The organism is Streptomyces flaveus, assembly GCF_014647675.1.
Taxonomy (GTDB): Bacteria; Actinomycetota; Actinomycetes; order Streptomycetales; family Streptomycetaceae; genus Streptomyces; species Streptomyces flaveus.
In genome coordinates this window covers 741258-753958 of sequence record NZ_BMPQ01000001.1, presented here as the reverse complement: position 1 = coordinate 753958, position 12701 = coordinate 741258, and the positions used below count along the sequence as shown (strand labels likewise).

Annotated in this window: 14 protein-coding genes and 1 pseudogene; 12 read left to right on the top strand and 3 right to left on the bottom strand. The window is 67.5% G+C overall.

Translation table 11 applies throughout. The features are described from left to right. Positions 1–116 precede the first annotated feature (116 nt). Positions 117–341 (top strand): annotated as a pseudogene (locus IEZ21_RS03215) (transposase); the annotation flags it as partial. A 111-nt stretch (positions 342–452) separates the two neighbouring features. On the opposite strand, the gene IEZ21_RS03210 reads toward IEZ21_RS03215, so the two are convergent. Further along, positions 453–1181: an SDR family oxidoreductase gene (locus IEZ21_RS03210; protein WP_189320325.1), complete on the bottom strand. Its 729-nt coding sequence runs from the start codon at positions 1179–1181 to the stop codon at positions 453–455. 76 nt (positions 1182–1257) lie between these two features. On the opposite strand from IEZ21_RS03210, the gene IEZ21_RS03205 reads away from it, so the two are divergent. From IEZ21_RS03205 to IEZ21_RS03190, 4 genes are all read left to right on the top strand, one after another. Continuing rightward, on the top strand, positions 1258–1635 hold the full coding sequence (locus tag IEZ21_RS03205) for a MerR family DNA-binding transcriptional regulator (protein ID WP_189320324.1): 378 nt from the start codon (positions 1258–1260) through the stop codon (positions 1633–1635). A 102-nt stretch (positions 1636–1737) separates the two neighbouring features. Then, positions 1738–1947, top strand: coding sequence for a hypothetical protein (locus tag IEZ21_RS03200; RefSeq protein ID WP_189320323.1), 210 nt, complete (start codon positions 1738–1740; stop codon positions 1945–1947). A gap of 269 nt (positions 1948–2216) precedes the next feature. Continuing rightward, positions 2217–2876 carry a hypothetical protein gene (locus IEZ21_RS03195; protein WP_189320322.1) on the top strand — a complete coding sequence of 220 codons (660 nt, stop codon included), beginning with the start codon at positions 2217–2219 and terminating at the stop codon, positions 2874–2876. Beyond that, a complete protein-coding gene (locus tag IEZ21_RS03190; protein WP_373302159.1) occupies positions 2864–3910 on the top strand; it encodes a hypothetical protein in 1047 nt (348 codons plus the stop codon). Before IEZ21_RS03195 ends, IEZ21_RS03190 begins: the two co-directional genes overlap by 13 nt. A gap of 299 nt (positions 3911–4209) precedes the next feature. Here the strand turns inward: IEZ21_RS03190 and IEZ21_RS03185 are convergent, their stop codons facing one another. Both IEZ21_RS03185 and IEZ21_RS03180 read right to left on the bottom strand, forming a co-directional pair. Continuing rightward, a complete protein-coding gene (locus IEZ21_RS03185; RefSeq protein ID WP_189320321.1) occupies positions 4210–4404 on the bottom strand; it encodes a DUF397 domain-containing protein in 195 nt (64 codons plus the stop codon). Between the two features lie 10 nt (positions 4405–4414). Continuing rightward, positions 4415–5266 carry a helix-turn-helix domain-containing protein gene (locus tag IEZ21_RS03180; protein ID WP_189320320.1) on the bottom strand — a complete coding sequence of 284 codons (852 nt, stop codon included), beginning with the start codon at positions 5264–5266 and terminating at the stop codon, positions 4415–4417. A 230-nt stretch (positions 5267–5496) separates the two neighbouring features. Here IEZ21_RS03180 and IEZ21_RS03175 point away from each other — a divergent pair, with 230 nt between their 5' ends. The 7 genes from IEZ21_RS03175 to IEZ21_RS03145 all read left to right on the top strand — a co-directional run bounded on the left by IEZ21_RS03175 (position 5497) and on the right by IEZ21_RS03145 (position 12664). Beyond that, on the top strand, positions 5497–5958 hold the full coding sequence (locus IEZ21_RS03175; protein WP_189320319.1) for an ATP-binding protein: 462 nt from the start codon (positions 5497–5499) through the stop codon (positions 5956–5958). Positions 5959–6194: 236 nt separating this feature from the next. After that, the gene (locus IEZ21_RS03170) at positions 6195–7103 is read left to right on the top strand and encodes a hypothetical protein (protein ID WP_189320318.1); all 909 of its coding nucleotides are present in this window, start codon (positions 6195–6197) and stop codon (positions 7101–7103) included. Between the two features lie 297 nt (positions 7104–7400). Further along, positions 7401–8783 carry a nitrate/nitrite transporter gene (locus IEZ21_RS03165; protein WP_189320317.1) on the top strand — a complete coding sequence of 461 codons (1383 nt, stop codon included), beginning with the start codon at positions 7401–7403 and terminating at the stop codon, positions 8781–8783. 133 nt (positions 8784–8916) lie between these two features. Beyond that, entirely contained in the window at positions 8917–10077 is a 1161-nt protein-coding gene (locus IEZ21_RS03160; RefSeq protein WP_189320316.1) for a uroporphyrinogen-III synthase, read from the top strand. Between the two features lie 133 nt (positions 10078–10210). Continuing rightward, the gene (locus tag IEZ21_RS03155) at positions 10211–10813 is read left to right on the top strand and encodes a CGNR zinc finger domain-containing protein (protein ID WP_189320315.1); all 603 of its coding nucleotides are present in this window, start codon (positions 10211–10213) and stop codon (positions 10811–10813) included. Between the two features lie 505 nt (positions 10814–11318). Continuing rightward, positions 11319–11840 (top strand): sigma-70 family RNA polymerase sigma factor, encoded by a 522-nt coding sequence (locus tag IEZ21_RS03150; RefSeq protein ID WP_010039908.1) that lies wholly within the window; start codon positions 11319–11321, stop codon positions 11838–11840. Positions 11841–11878: 38 nt separating this feature from the next. After that, entirely contained in the window at positions 11879–12664 is a 786-nt protein-coding gene (locus IEZ21_RS03145; RefSeq protein WP_246567231.1) for an anti-sigma factor family protein, read from the top strand. The last annotated feature ends 37 nt before the right edge of the window (positions 12665–12701 follow it).

The window sequence follows — 12701 nt, the reverse complement described above, 5'->3', positions numbered from 1 at the left end:
ACCCTGACTAACTACTGTGGTTGAACTCGTGGTGTCGTAGGGGCTGACGGCTGGCCGTCGGCCGCGGTATCCGCAAGGGGGCGGGCTGACCGCCGAACGGCAGCAGCTCGGCGGCCCGAGAGTGGCTGACCATCTACCACCTGCCGCCCTACGCACCCGACCTCAACCCCGTCGAAGGCATCTGGTCTCTCCTGCGACGCGGATGGCTCTCCAACGTCGCCTTCAGTACCCCCGAACACCTCGACCAGCGCATCCGACGCGGCTTACGTCTCATTCAGTACCGCAGTCACCTCATAGGCGGCTGCCTCGCCGAGACCGGCCTGACCATCGGACCCGCCTGATCAGCGACACGACACCACGAGTTCAACCTCAAGCAGAGGAGTTCGAGAGACCGACTTCGAGAGACCGATGGAGAAGCAGCCGACCGAAGTCCGTGCAGCCCGAGGGGCCCCTCAGGCCGCCATCAGCGCCGCCAGGGCGCGGTCCATTGCGGCGTTGAACTCTTCCGGCGCCAGCGGCAGACGGGACTTGACGTCCCGACTCCACTGGTCGGCGAGGACCTCGGCGGAGCCCGCCTCGACACCGTCGAGCGCCGCGTCGGCCAGGTCCGACGGAGCGATCTTGTCCACGGGCCAGCCCGCCGCCATGTCGGTGTCGGCCAGGCCGAGGTGTACCGCTGTGACGAGCGTGCCCTGCTCGGCGAGCTCCAGGCGGACGCCGTTGGTCATGGCCCAGGCGGCGGCCTTGCTCAGGTGGTAGGCATTGGCGCCCTTGATCCCGAACCACGACACGGCGGAGAGGACGTTGACGATCGCGCCCCCGCCGTTCCTGGCGAGCGCCGGCGCGAACTCCCGGCTCATTCCCAGGTGGCCGAACATGTTGGTCTCCAGCTCGAGCCGCACCGCGTCCAGCGAACCGGTCACCAGGTCGGTCCCCGTACTGATTCCCGCGTTGTTGATGAGGAGCGAGACGTCCGGGGCGGCCTCGGCGGCGGCCCTCACGGATGCGGGATCGGTGATGTCGAGGGGCAGCACCTCGACCCCGGGCAGGTCCACGGTCTCGGGTCGGCGGGCCGTCGCGTAGACCTTGCGGGCGCCCCGTTCGAGCAGGCGCTGGGCGAAGGCGCGGCCCAGGCCGCGGTTGGCTCCGGTGACAAGGGCGACGGAGTTGTTGATGTCCATGGCCGGTACGCTAAAACCTGACGCTAGCGTCAGAGGCAAGTGCTGGTCGTCAGGCCTAGGGGTGAGAGGAATCACCATGACTGTCACAGTGGCCGCGGCCGAGCGGTTGATCCGCATCGGCGAGGTGGCACGGGGTGCCGGCGTCTCGGTGCGCGCCGTGCGCTACTACGAGCAGCAAGGGCTGCTCATCGCGGAGCGCAGCCCGTCCGGCCAGCGCCTGTACCGGCAGGACGCCATCCCCCTGGTCCGCTTCTTCCAGCAGATGTTCGCCGCCGGCCTCACCAGCCGAAGGATCACCGAACTCCTGCCGTGCTGGGACGCCGGGCACACCGACGCCGAGCAACGAGCCATGCTGCGAGCCGAGCGCGAGCGCATCCAGGCCAAGATCGACGACCTGCAGGCCGCCCTGGACCACCTCGACAAGGTCATCGCGATCACGGACACGCACCCGTAGGCGCGGTCGGCCAGACGTCTCATCAGCGATCTGACCTCGCTGTCTTGGTTGGGGCGATCACGCACTACCGGTACCTCTCGCTACTACAACGCGACCGTCGACGTGAGTGACGCCGGCAGTGCCTCGCTTGTGTACTGCGAGGACCAAGCCAAGGCGTACGACATGTACTTGAAGCCGAAGAAGGTCAACAAGACGGCTGTCACCAAGAACAGTTATGTGTTCTACGCCCTCCAGTTGCGCAAGAACGACCACGGCGTCTGGGCGGTCGAGAAGCTCGATTCGCAGAGGGGGAGTGCGAAGTGCCAGCCCTGACGCTGTCTGTTACTGAGCTGTGTCCGCTTCGTTGAAGACCGAGCCAGGTGGGGATGACGCCGTCCGACGGTTTGCACTGGCCAAGGCGGCGATGGCGCCGCTTTCCGGAGGTCACTCAATAGAAGCCTCCTGACTGTCACTTGGTGAGCTTATGGGCGCTTTGGAGCCCGTACGGCGCCGCCGTCGAAGTAATTCGCTCTGGTGTCACCACCGCCGCATCGATAGCGTTACTCCGCTCATGTCAACCCTCGCCCCACCGGGAGTCGTCAGTGAACCGCCGCCCCACTCTGCTCGCAGCGATCACGCTGACCGCCGCTGCGGCTTTGACGCTGTCCGCCTGTGGCGGCGGCGACAGCGACAGTTCCAAGGGCAACGACAAGATCGCGGGTGCCGATACCGGCAGCGAGGAGTCGGCGTCACCGAGCGCGAGCGCGACGGAATCCGCAGGCCGGCCGAAGATCGAGCTGCCGTCGGATCTTAAGTACACGTTCGAGTGGCCGAAGACCGGCGACAAGGAAAAGGACGCGATCCTGTCCGACACCGAGCAGTCCATCAAGGCGGTGGACATGGCCATCGCCAACCAGGACGCGCTCGACAAGGCGTATCTCTTCTACTACGAGGGGGAGGCGGCTTTCGGGACACAGGAGTTCATTCAGAACTACGTGGACCAGAAGGCTCGGACCACCGGCGTCTACCGCTTCTACGAACCAGTCCTGAACGTCGACGACGACGGGACTGCTTCCTTCAGCTACTGCGAGGACCAGGGCAAGGCGTACGCCAAGTACCTCAAGACAAACAAGGTCGAGAAGACCAAGGTCACTGCAAAGAGCTACGTCATCTACCACACGTCGCTCAAGAGGAACGACAAGGGCGTATGGGTGATTCAGAAGATCGTGTCTCAGAGGGGGAGTGACAAATGCCAACCGTGACACACAAGTTGGCAATGGGTTCGGCAGCGGCTTCCATCGGCACGCTCCTACCGCTTCTTTTGTTTCCAGGAGCGGCGCATGCTGATGAGCTGCCGGGCACCCAGAACCCGCCTGGGACTACGGGTCCGAAAGGCAACGCCAGTGACGACGGCACGCTCTCGGCGACGGCCGGCGGCGTCGTGTTCGACCGCTCGAAGAACGGCAGCGGCGGTTCGGTCGGACCAGTCACCTCCACCACGTCCTGGACCCCGCCCCCCTGCTGGTACGCCCCGAAGTACACGCCGGAGCAGCTCCAGAAGCAGATGGAGCCGATCTGGGAAGCCGGGTCGACCGGCAGCGGCTGGGACAGTGAGCAGCGCAACCGGTACGTCAACGGCGAGCCGTACAAGGACTTCAACAAGGACAAGACCGGCGAGGGCTATTTCTGGGACGCGTACGTCGACGAGGACTACCCGCCCGGCTGGAACGAATGCGAGGAACCCCCGTTCTGGGTGGACGAGGGCGACCCTCCGCCGGCCGACATCGAGAACGCCGTCACTCCCGAGATCCTCGCCCAGCTCGCGTACGCCGAGATCCAGGTGCCCGGCACCGAGGTGACGCTGGCGCCCGAGGGCACGACCAAGGTCAATCTGCCGACCTGGGCGTGGCTGGATGGTGCCGACTTCAAGCCGGTCTCGGTCACCGCGTCCGTTCCTGTGCTGGACATTGAGGCGACCACGACCGCCGTGCCGGTCTCTCTGAAGATCGACCCGGGTACCGAGGATGCGGAGACCTACCCCGCCTCCGGCGAGTGCGAGATCAACAACGGCAGGATTGGCGAGCCGTATGCCAAGGGCAAGGCCGACGAGACGCCTCCCTGCGGCGTGAAGTACCTGCGCTCCTCGGGCGACGGCTCGTACCCGCTCACGGCCACGGTCACGTGGGAGATCTCCTGGGTCGGCACGGGTGTCGATGCGGAACAGCCACTGCCGGACGGCGAGTTCGGTGCCGAGCAGGACGTGATCGTGCAGGAGATCCAGGCCGTCAATCGCTGACCGCGGTGACGGACCCATGCCGCAGCCAACTGTCCCCCTCCGAGGGGACGGTTGGCCGGGCGGGGCCGAGAGTGGATAGCGTCATTCCGGTTCAGGAATGGCAGGCGAGCGGGGAGCCGGCGCGCCAGCGGACCTGAGGGCTTCCCCGTGAGGATGTGACACTCTCCCGCCCGACTGTCACATTCTCGCGCCACACCCACCGGTGCCGGACGCTGGCGCCCCGCTCGACATCGAGGACACGCCTTGCCTGTCGGTGATTGATGCGATGAAGGAGCGGGAGGCCCCACCCCTTCAATCGTTCACGCAACACGTGGGGATAGTTGGGTTTTTAGGGTTCGTATCAGTTCGCCTAGGCGAGGACCAGTCGTTATGAGGGTGACTTCGGGTTCGTCGCTTTCGCGGAGGTGGATCGTTCCGGAGGAAGTAGCGGCGACGTAGAGGCAGTTGGCTGCTTCGGCGCTGTACGACGACTTTTGCCAGGTTAGTTCGGGCATGGGGGGCTCCTCAGAGGTCTTTTGCGATGCGCTGGATGAGGTCTCGGGACTTCGGCTCGGGGAGGGCCCGGGATTCCATGCGGTCCAGCACCGAGCGGTAGCGCTCCAACTGTGCGTCCGCGTCGAGGAATTCGCAGCCGTGGTCTGTGTCCAGGACGATCGTGTCGAGTCCTGGCACCGGGCCGACGGCGCAGGTGATGGGCTGGCCCGATGCCGGGAATCCCGCTTCCCCGAAGGGGATCACCAGGATGGTGATTGTGGGTTGCTCGCTCATCTCCAGCAGATAGCCGAGTTGCCCTCGGCTGATCGCGGGGCCGCCGAAGCCCATACACAGCGCCGCCTCGTGAACGATGGCCGTGTACGGGGTCGGGGTTGCCTCGAAGAGGACGGCTTGGCGCTTCACTCGGTGCGAGACGCGGTGCTCGATCTCGTACGACCGTAGCGGCGGAACCGCTTCGCGCATCACCGCTCGGGCGTGCTCGGTGGTCTGTAGCAGGCCGGGCATGTGGATGGTGACGGCCACGCGGAGTGCGGTCGCGTGGTGCTCCAGTTCGGCCAGGTCCAGCAGGTCGGAGGGGAGCGTGTCGCGGTACTCCTCCCACCAGCCGCGGGTACGTCGGCCGGTCATCGAGGCGATGGCGTCGACGAGTTGGTCGTCGGCGCAGTCGTACGAACGTGCCAGGGCGCGGACACGGTCGGCGCTGAGGGAGCTGCGGCCGGTCTCGATCATGCTGACGCGTCCCTGGTTGACGCTGAGCAGTGCGGCGGCGCCGGTGACGGTCAGGCCAGCTCGCTCGCGGAGTTTGCGCAGCTCGGCGCCCATTCGCCTCTGGCGCAGAGTCGGGGTGCTGGTGGGTGGCAAGGCGCCTCCTTCCGGGCCGCGTTGCGGCGCTGGGGTCCCCCACACGAGGTAATCGGTGATGGATATCGCGGTTGCGGGAGATGTATCTCCAATCTCGCGCTAGCTTAAGACCGTACCGCCAACTGCCCCCGCCTATAAGCCGGAAGCGCACCACATCCCTGGCAATGACACCGCCTGGCGCCGCAGTTGTGCGAGCTCAAGTCCCCTTTCTCTTCTTCCCGGAGGCATTCATGGTCACCGTAGCCCCGCCCGACACCTGGTCGTACGCCCTTCGCCTGCCCCATGACCCCCGCGCTGCACGCGTCGCACGTATGACCGTGCGGGCCGTCCTCAACGGGCACGGAATGTCCGAACTCCTCGACGTCACCGAGCTGTTGACCTCCGAATTGGTCACCAACGCCTACCGGCACACCAAAGGCCCCGCTTCCCTGCGGCTGACCGCGCTGGATGACGAGCGGTTGCGGGTCGGCGTATGGGGCAGCAGCTCGCACATCCCCGCGCCCTTCGACAGGCCTCCCGGCGACCGAGTCCCGTCCGTCCTGCCCGCCCCGGCGGACGCGGAAGGTGGGCGCGGGCTGCTCCTCGTGCAGGAGTACGCGAGTTCGTGGGGCGGTTGGCCTCTCGGTGACGGGCTGCTCGGGCGCGGGGCCGGGAAGTTGCTGTGGTTCGAGGTGGGAGGGGGCGGGATGTAGCAGTCGGTGGCCGAGTGATCACAGCTGCTCCGCTAGCCGTAATGAATTTAGGCTAGCTGGATTCCGGCTAGCGGAACCGACGTGCGTGAGCCTTCCTGCGCAGGCTCGGAGGCCTCCCCGTGCAGGCTCGGAAGCCTCCCCGTGCAGGCCCCCAGCCGCCCTGTGCCCCAACTCCCGTGGCCGATAGGGTGCGTGTGCAAACAGGTGGTCATTGATGGGTACGGGGAAGGGTTGGCGTGAGTCAGCGGCAGTTGCAGAAGATGTTTCGGCTCATGGCCAGTGGGGAGCCCGTTGAGCTCACCAGTGCCATGGCGTCCGTGAAGAAGCTTGCTCGGCTTGCCTTCGTTGCGGAGCAGTTCGGGTATCAGTACGCCGACGTGCGGCAGGCTGGGAACAACGGTCTGAAGATGCTGATCGTGCCCGATCCCAGTCCGCAGGCTCAGACTCGGGCCGCGCAGAACTGGGCCCAGTATCCGCAAGCCGGCGACGGGAAGTCGCTGCCTCCCGTCGTGCCCGATGCGCTGGAGCTGCTCAAGGCTCGGATCAACTTCGACCTCACCGGCAAGAGTGCCGAGAAGCGGATGGGGTTCGGGGCCATCGGGATCACCGTCGGTATGGCCATCGGGGTCGCGCGGTCCAGTGGGGACGGGGTGTTCTTCGTCATAGGGACGTGGGTGCTCCTCCTGGCGATCCTGGGTGTCGGGTTCGTCGTCACGCGGAAGCGGAACGCCAAGTTCGCGGCGCGGTTGCAGGCCGCCGGGTTCGCGCAGGTTGCGGATGAGACGGGGAGGGTGCGGTATCTGCCTCCGGGCTCGCAGCTTCCGGGGCACGCGAATCCGTTCGGCGGTCAGCAGCACATGCAGGCGGGGCAGGGCAATCCGTTCGCCGGCCAGCAGCAGGGGCAGCAGTACGTTCAGCCAGGGCAGCCGTACGGTCAGCAGCAGGGCCAGCCTCAGCAGCCCTACGCACCTCAGCAGCCGTACGCGGCTCCGCAGGCCCACGCTCCCGCGCCCGGACCGTACGGCGGTCAGCCAGCCTCCGCCCCCGGACCATACGGCGCCCAGCCGGGCCAGCCGGCCCCCAGCCCCTACGCCCAGCCCCAACCCAACAACCCCTATGGCCAGCCCCAACCCCCTCAGCGCTGAACCGACACCACCGAACCGACGCCCCGCCCACAAGGCGGGGCGTTTCACGTGCTGAACCCGCCCGCACCCACCCACGTACTCTCACCCAGCACCGTAAGAACCCCACCCGGCGCACCCCGAACCCACCCCGTCCCCCCTCCCAACCTCACCGCCACTCCCGCCCCCACGTGAGAGCAACGTTCCCGGGCGGTCACTCACAGGCACAGGCCGGAAACGCGCCATCCCTACCTTCGGGACTCATCACCCCACGTACGGACCCCACGTACGACACCTGAGCACCGGAACCGTGGAGGCGTCATGACAGCCCCTAGTACAGCCCCCGCATCGAGCAGGGGAGGCCGCTGGATCGAGCACTGGGATCCGGAGGACGAGACCTTCTGGAACGAGACCGGCGAGAAGGTCGCCCGGCGGAACCTGTTCTTCTCCGTGCTGTCGGAGCACATCGGGTTCTCGATCTGGACCCTGTGGTCGGTGATGGTGCTCTTCATGGGGCCGGAGTACGGGCTCACCCCCGCCGACAAGTTCTTCATCGTGTCGATGGCGACCCTGGTCGGCGCCATCGTGCGCGTCCCCTACACCTTCGCCGTCGCCCTCTTCGGTGGCCGGAACTGGACGATCGTCTCGGCGAGCATGCTGCTCATCCCGACGATCGCGGCGTTCATCGTGATGGAGCCGGGGACGTCCTTCGGTACGTTCCTGGCGTGCGCCATGCTCGCCGGCGTCGGTGGCGGTAACTTCGCCAGCTCCATGACCAACATCAACTCCTTCTTCCCGCTGCGTAAGAAGGGGTGGGCGCTCGGCCTGAACGCCGGCGGCGGCAACATCGGCGTACCCGTGGTGCAGTTGGTCGGTCTCGCCGTCATCGGCGCCAGTGGCGGTCCCCGCGTCCTGCTCGGGATCTACATCCCGCTGATCATCATCGCCACCGTCCTCGGCGCCCTCTACATGGACAACATCTCGTCCGTGAAGAACGACACCGGCGCGGCCAAGGAGGCCGTCAAGGACGCGCACACCTGGATCATGTCCTTCCTCTACATCGGGACCTTCGGATCCTTCATCGGCTACAGCTTCGCGTTCGGGCTCGTCCTGCAGACGCAGTTCGGGCGTACGCCGCTGGAGTCCGCGTACGTCACCTTCATCGGCCCGCTGCTCGGCTCGCTGATCCGGCCCTTCGGCGGCTGGCTCGCGGACAAGTACGGCGGGGCGAAGATCACGCTGTGGAACTTCGTCGGCATGGGCGCCGCGACCGGCGTCATCATCTCCGCCTCGATGTCGAAGTCGCTGGCCCTGTTCACCACCGCGTTCATCGCGCTGTTCATCCTGACGGGGCTCGGCAACGGCTCGACGTACAAGATGATCCCCGGCATCTTCCAGGCCAAGGCCGCCGCCATGGGCCTCGAGGGAGAGGAAGCCGCCTCCTACGGGCGCCGGCTCTCTGGTGCCTCCATGGGGCTCATCGGGGCCGTGGGTGCGCTCGGCGGGCTCGGCATCAACCTCGCCTTCCGGCAGTCGTTCCTGAGCGTGGGATCGGGTACTGGTGCCTTCGTGGGCTTCCTCGCCTTCTACGCGGTCTGCTTCGTGGTCACCTGGGCCGTATACCTTCGTAGCCAGGCACCCGCACAGAGCCAGTCCACCGCCGCCGCCGAGACGAAGTCGCAGCTCAGCTACGCGAAGGTGTGACGTAACACCACCGACATCAAGCGGAACCGAGCCTGTCACGAGCCGTTGACAGGCTCGGTCGACCGCTGATGTACGGCGGGTGCACGACCGGGACAGACCGGTGCGGGATGAATCGACATCGGGACGAGAGCTGATGCACGAGGAACTGCAGCGACCAGACCGACACGAACACGGACCCCTCGCGGGATTCACCGTCGGCGTGACGGCGGCCCGCCGTGCCGACGAACTCGGTGCCCTGCTCCAGCGGCGCGGTGCCGCCGTCCTGCATGCCCCGGCCCTGCGCATCGTGCCCCTCTCCGACGACAGCGAACTGCTCGCGGCGACCAAGCAGCTCATCGACCAGGCGCCGGACGTCGTGGTCGCCACCACCGCGATCGGGTTCCGGGGGTGGGTCGAGGCCGCCGACGGATGGGGGCTCGGCGAGGCCCTGCTCGACCGGCTGCGCGGTGTCGAACTGCTCGCCCGTGGCCCAAAGGTCAAGGGCGCGGTTCGGGCCCAGGGGCTCACCGAGGAGTGGTCACCGTCCTCCGAGTCCATGGCCGAGGTGCTCGACCGGCTGCTGGAGGAAGGGGTCGAAGGGCGCCGGATCGCGATCCAGCTGCACGGCGAGCCGCTGCCCGGCTTCGTCGAGGCACTGCGGGACTCGGGCGCGGAGGTCGTCGGCGTACCCGTCTACCGGTGGATGCCGCCGGAGGACATCGCGCCCGTCGACCGGCTGCTCGACGCCACGGTCTGCCGCGGACTGGACGCGCTGACCTTTACCAGCGCGCCGGCCGCCGCCTCGCTGCTGGGCCGCGCCGAGGACCGCGGGCTGCTGCCCGAACTCCTCGCCGCCCTCAACCACGACGTACTGTCGGCCTGCGTCGGCCCGGTCACTGCGCTGCCGTTGCAGGCCCGGGGCATCGACACCATCCAGCCGGAGCGCTTCCGGCTCGGTCCCCTCGTACAGCTGCTGTGCCAGGAACTGCCTTCGCGGGCGCGGACGTTGCCCATCGCGGGCTATCGGGTGGAGATCCGCGGGCATGCGGTGCTGGTGGACGGCGCGCTGCGGCCCGTACCGCCGGCCGGAATGTCCCTGCTGCGCGCGCTGTCCCGGCGGCCGGGCTGGGTCGTGTCCCGCGCCGAACTGCTGCGGGCGCTGCCCGGCGCAGGGCGGGACGAGCACGCCGTCGAGACGGCGATGGCCCGGCTGCGTACGGCACTGGGGGTGCCGAAGCTGATCCAGACGGTGGTCAAGCGGGGTTACCGGCTCGCCCTCGACCCGGCGGCGGACTCGAAGTACGCGGACGTCTGACGCTGCCGCCAGGGCGGACACCGCCGCGTCGGGGTGCTCCCAGGGGTTCCGGCGGCGCGTGCGGGGAGGCACTGTAGGGGTACGGACCCTCACCGACCCCCTATGGCGGTAACCTCAAGGCGGTGACAGGAGCATGGCACTGGGCACAGTCGCGGCCACGGTCTCGTACGAGCTGCGGTTCGACTCCGGGCGGATCTGTCTGGACCTGCTGGCGACCACGCATCCCGAGGAACGGTTCGACTCACTCGAGCCGTTGAGGGCCTGGATCGGCGGATCGGGGCTCGTTCCGGCGGGTACGTCGCTGGCGGCGGCCGACGCCTCCTGGCTGGTGGGCTTTCGCGAACTGCGCGGCCATATCGGACAGTTGGTGCGCGGGGAGCCCACGCGGGAGTCCCGGCCCTTCGACATCGCACTGGCCCGCGTCAATGAGCTGGCGCGGGCCGCGGCGCCGCCGGCGCCGCGTGCGGTCTGGGGCGACGCGGGTTCTCTCGTACGGGCCCTCGACGGCGCCCCCTCGTGTGCCGCGCTCCTCGCGGCCGTGGCCCGCGATGCCGTGGAGCTGCTGACCGATCCCGTCGCCCGGGCGGGCATCCGGCAGTGCGAGGGGGACAACTGTCCCATCGTGTACCTCGATACGTCCCGGGGGCGCAGGCGCCGGTGGTGTTCCAGTGAGACGTGCGGGAACCGGGAGAGGGTTGCCCGGCATCGGCGGCGGGCGGCACTTGCGCGGGCGTGAGGTTTTCTTTCCCCAGCCCCGCCCCTTCCCGGCTGTATCAATTTGCGGCTCCGCCGCGTGAGGGGGCTGCGCCCCCAGGCCCCTGTCAGGGGGTGACATGTCGTGCCGCGGCCGCGGGTGCGTTGTGGCTGGTCGCGCCCACGCGGCGGAGCCGCAAATCGATACAGCCCCGCGCCCCTTACGGGGCGCTGTCCTGTACGTCGCTTTTGTGCTTGCCGATTTCTAGTGACATTGGCAACAACGTGTTTCCTCCTGTCGCCGCCCGGGCAACAGTGCGATCTTGCCAGTGTGGCGGAAATGTAAAGCCCAAGTGGCGGGAATGTGCTGCCTTGTCCGACTGGTCCCCGGTGGCCGAAGAAACACACGTCACACTTTGAACAGCCCACCGCCCGTATGCGTACCCGGTGTTGAGCGACCGACTCGGGGGAACCCCCGGACACCGGAGGTAGGCGTGCGCAAGGATTCCGCCGTGGCCGATGAACGACTGCCGAGGGCCCGACATCGCATGTCCCAGCCCTCGGAGCCCGACGAGGAGCTGATGCGTGCGCTCTACAGGGAACACGCGGGGCCCCTGCTCGCCTATGTGCTGCGGCTGGTCGCGGGGGACCGGCAGCGCGCGGAGGATGTTGTCCAGGAGACACTCATCCGTGCCTGGAAGAACGCCGGTCAGCTCAACCGAGCTACCGGTTCGGTACGACCCTGGCTGGTGACGGTTGCCCGGCGCATCGTCATCGACGGCCACCGCAGCCGGCAGGCCCGGCCGCAGGAGGTGGACCCGTCGCCGCTGGAGGTCATCCCCGCGGAGGACGAGATCGACAAGGCGTTGTGGCTGATGACACTGTCGGACGCTCTGGACGACCTGACCCCTGCTCACCGGGAGGTCCTGGTCGAGACCTACTTCAAGGGTCGTACCGTCAATGAGGCGGCTGAGACGCTGGGCATACCCAGTGGCACCGTGCGCTCACGGGTGTTCTATGCCCTGCGTTCGATGAAGCTGGCGCTGGAAGAGCGTGGGGTGACGGCATGAGTACATACGGGGGATACGGAACGGGTACTCCTGGACCTATGCAAACTTCGCAGGGTCAGGGTGATGTGCACGAGACCGTGGGCGCGTACGCCCTCGGCATCCTCGACGACGCCGAGGCCACCGCCTTCGAGGCGCACCTCGCGACCTGCGACTGGTGCGCGCAGCAACTGGACGAACTCGCGGGCATGGAACCGATGCTGGCCGCCCTCGCGGACCTGCCGGGTTCCCAGGGAACGCCTGCCATCGGCGAATCGCTGTCCGCCAAGCCGAGCCCACGCCTGGTCAACCGGCTGGTCGACGAGGTCGCGGAGCGCCGTGCCCAGAAGCGGCGCCGCGGCATGTACATGGTCGCAGCGGCTGCCGCGCTGATCATCGGCGGCCCGGTCACCGCGATCGGTGTCACCGGCGACGGCGAGAGCAACAACAACAACAACGTGGCGGCGGCACCGCACTCCACGAGCCCCGCCGAGGACGCCTTCTTCAACGACATGAAGGACAAGGTCTCCGCCACCGACCCGACCACCAAGGTCAGCGCCACGGTCGGCGTGGAGCCCAAGGCCTGGGGCACCCACGCGGTGCTGGAGCTCAAGAACCTCAAGGGCCCGGAGAAGTGCTCCCTCGTCGCCGTCGGCAAGAACGGCGACCGCGAGACGGTGAGTTCCTGGTCCGTACCCAAGTGGGGTTACGGCATCCCGGACAGCACCAACGAGAAGGCGAAGAACCCGCTGTACGTCCACGGCGGCGCGGCCATGACACCGAACGAGATCGACCACTTCGAGGTCGTGACGTTCGAGGGCACGCGTCTCGTGCAGGTGGACGCCTGACGGAACTGAGCGAACCACGAGCGGACACATAGCTTCC

Bases quoted from the DNA above. Each gene is read 5' to 3' on its own strand.
- IEZ21_RS03210 (WP_189320325.1), bottom strand. From the start codon at position 1,181: ATGGACATCAACAACTCCGTCGCCCTTGTCACCGGAGCCAACCGCGGC.
- IEZ21_RS03205 (WP_189320324.1), top strand. From the start codon at position 1,258: ATGACTGTCACAGTGGCCGCGGCCGAGCGGTTGATCCGCATCGGCGAG.
- IEZ21_RS03190 (WP_373302159.1), top strand. From the start codon at position 2,864: ATGCCAACCGTGACACACAAGTTGGCAATGGGTTCGGCAGCGGCTTCC.
- IEZ21_RS03185 (WP_189320321.1), bottom strand. From the start codon at position 4,404: ATGCCCGAACTAACCTGGCAAAAGTCGTCGTACAGCGCCGAAGCAGCC.
- IEZ21_RS03175 (WP_189320319.1), top strand. From the start codon at position 5,497: ATGGTCACCGTAGCCCCGCCCGACACCTGGTCGTACGCCCTTCGCCTG.
- IEZ21_RS03165 (WP_189320317.1), top strand. From the start codon at position 7,401: ATGACAGCCCCTAGTACAGCCCCCGCATCGAGCAGGGGAGGCCGCTGG.
- IEZ21_RS03160 (WP_189320316.1), top strand. From the start codon at position 8,917: ATGCACGAGGAACTGCAGCGACCAGACCGACACGAACACGGACCCCTC.
- IEZ21_RS03155 (WP_189320315.1), top strand. From the start codon at position 10,211: ATGGCACTGGGCACAGTCGCGGCCACGGTCTCGTACGAGCTGCGGTTC.
- IEZ21_RS03150 (WP_010039908.1), top strand. From the start codon at position 11,319: ATGTCCCAGCCCTCGGAGCCCGACGAGGAGCTGATGCGTGCGCTCTAC.
- IEZ21_RS03145 (WP_246567231.1), top strand. From the start codon at position 11,879: ATGCAAACTTCGCAGGGTCAGGGTGATGTGCACGAGACCGTGGGCGCG.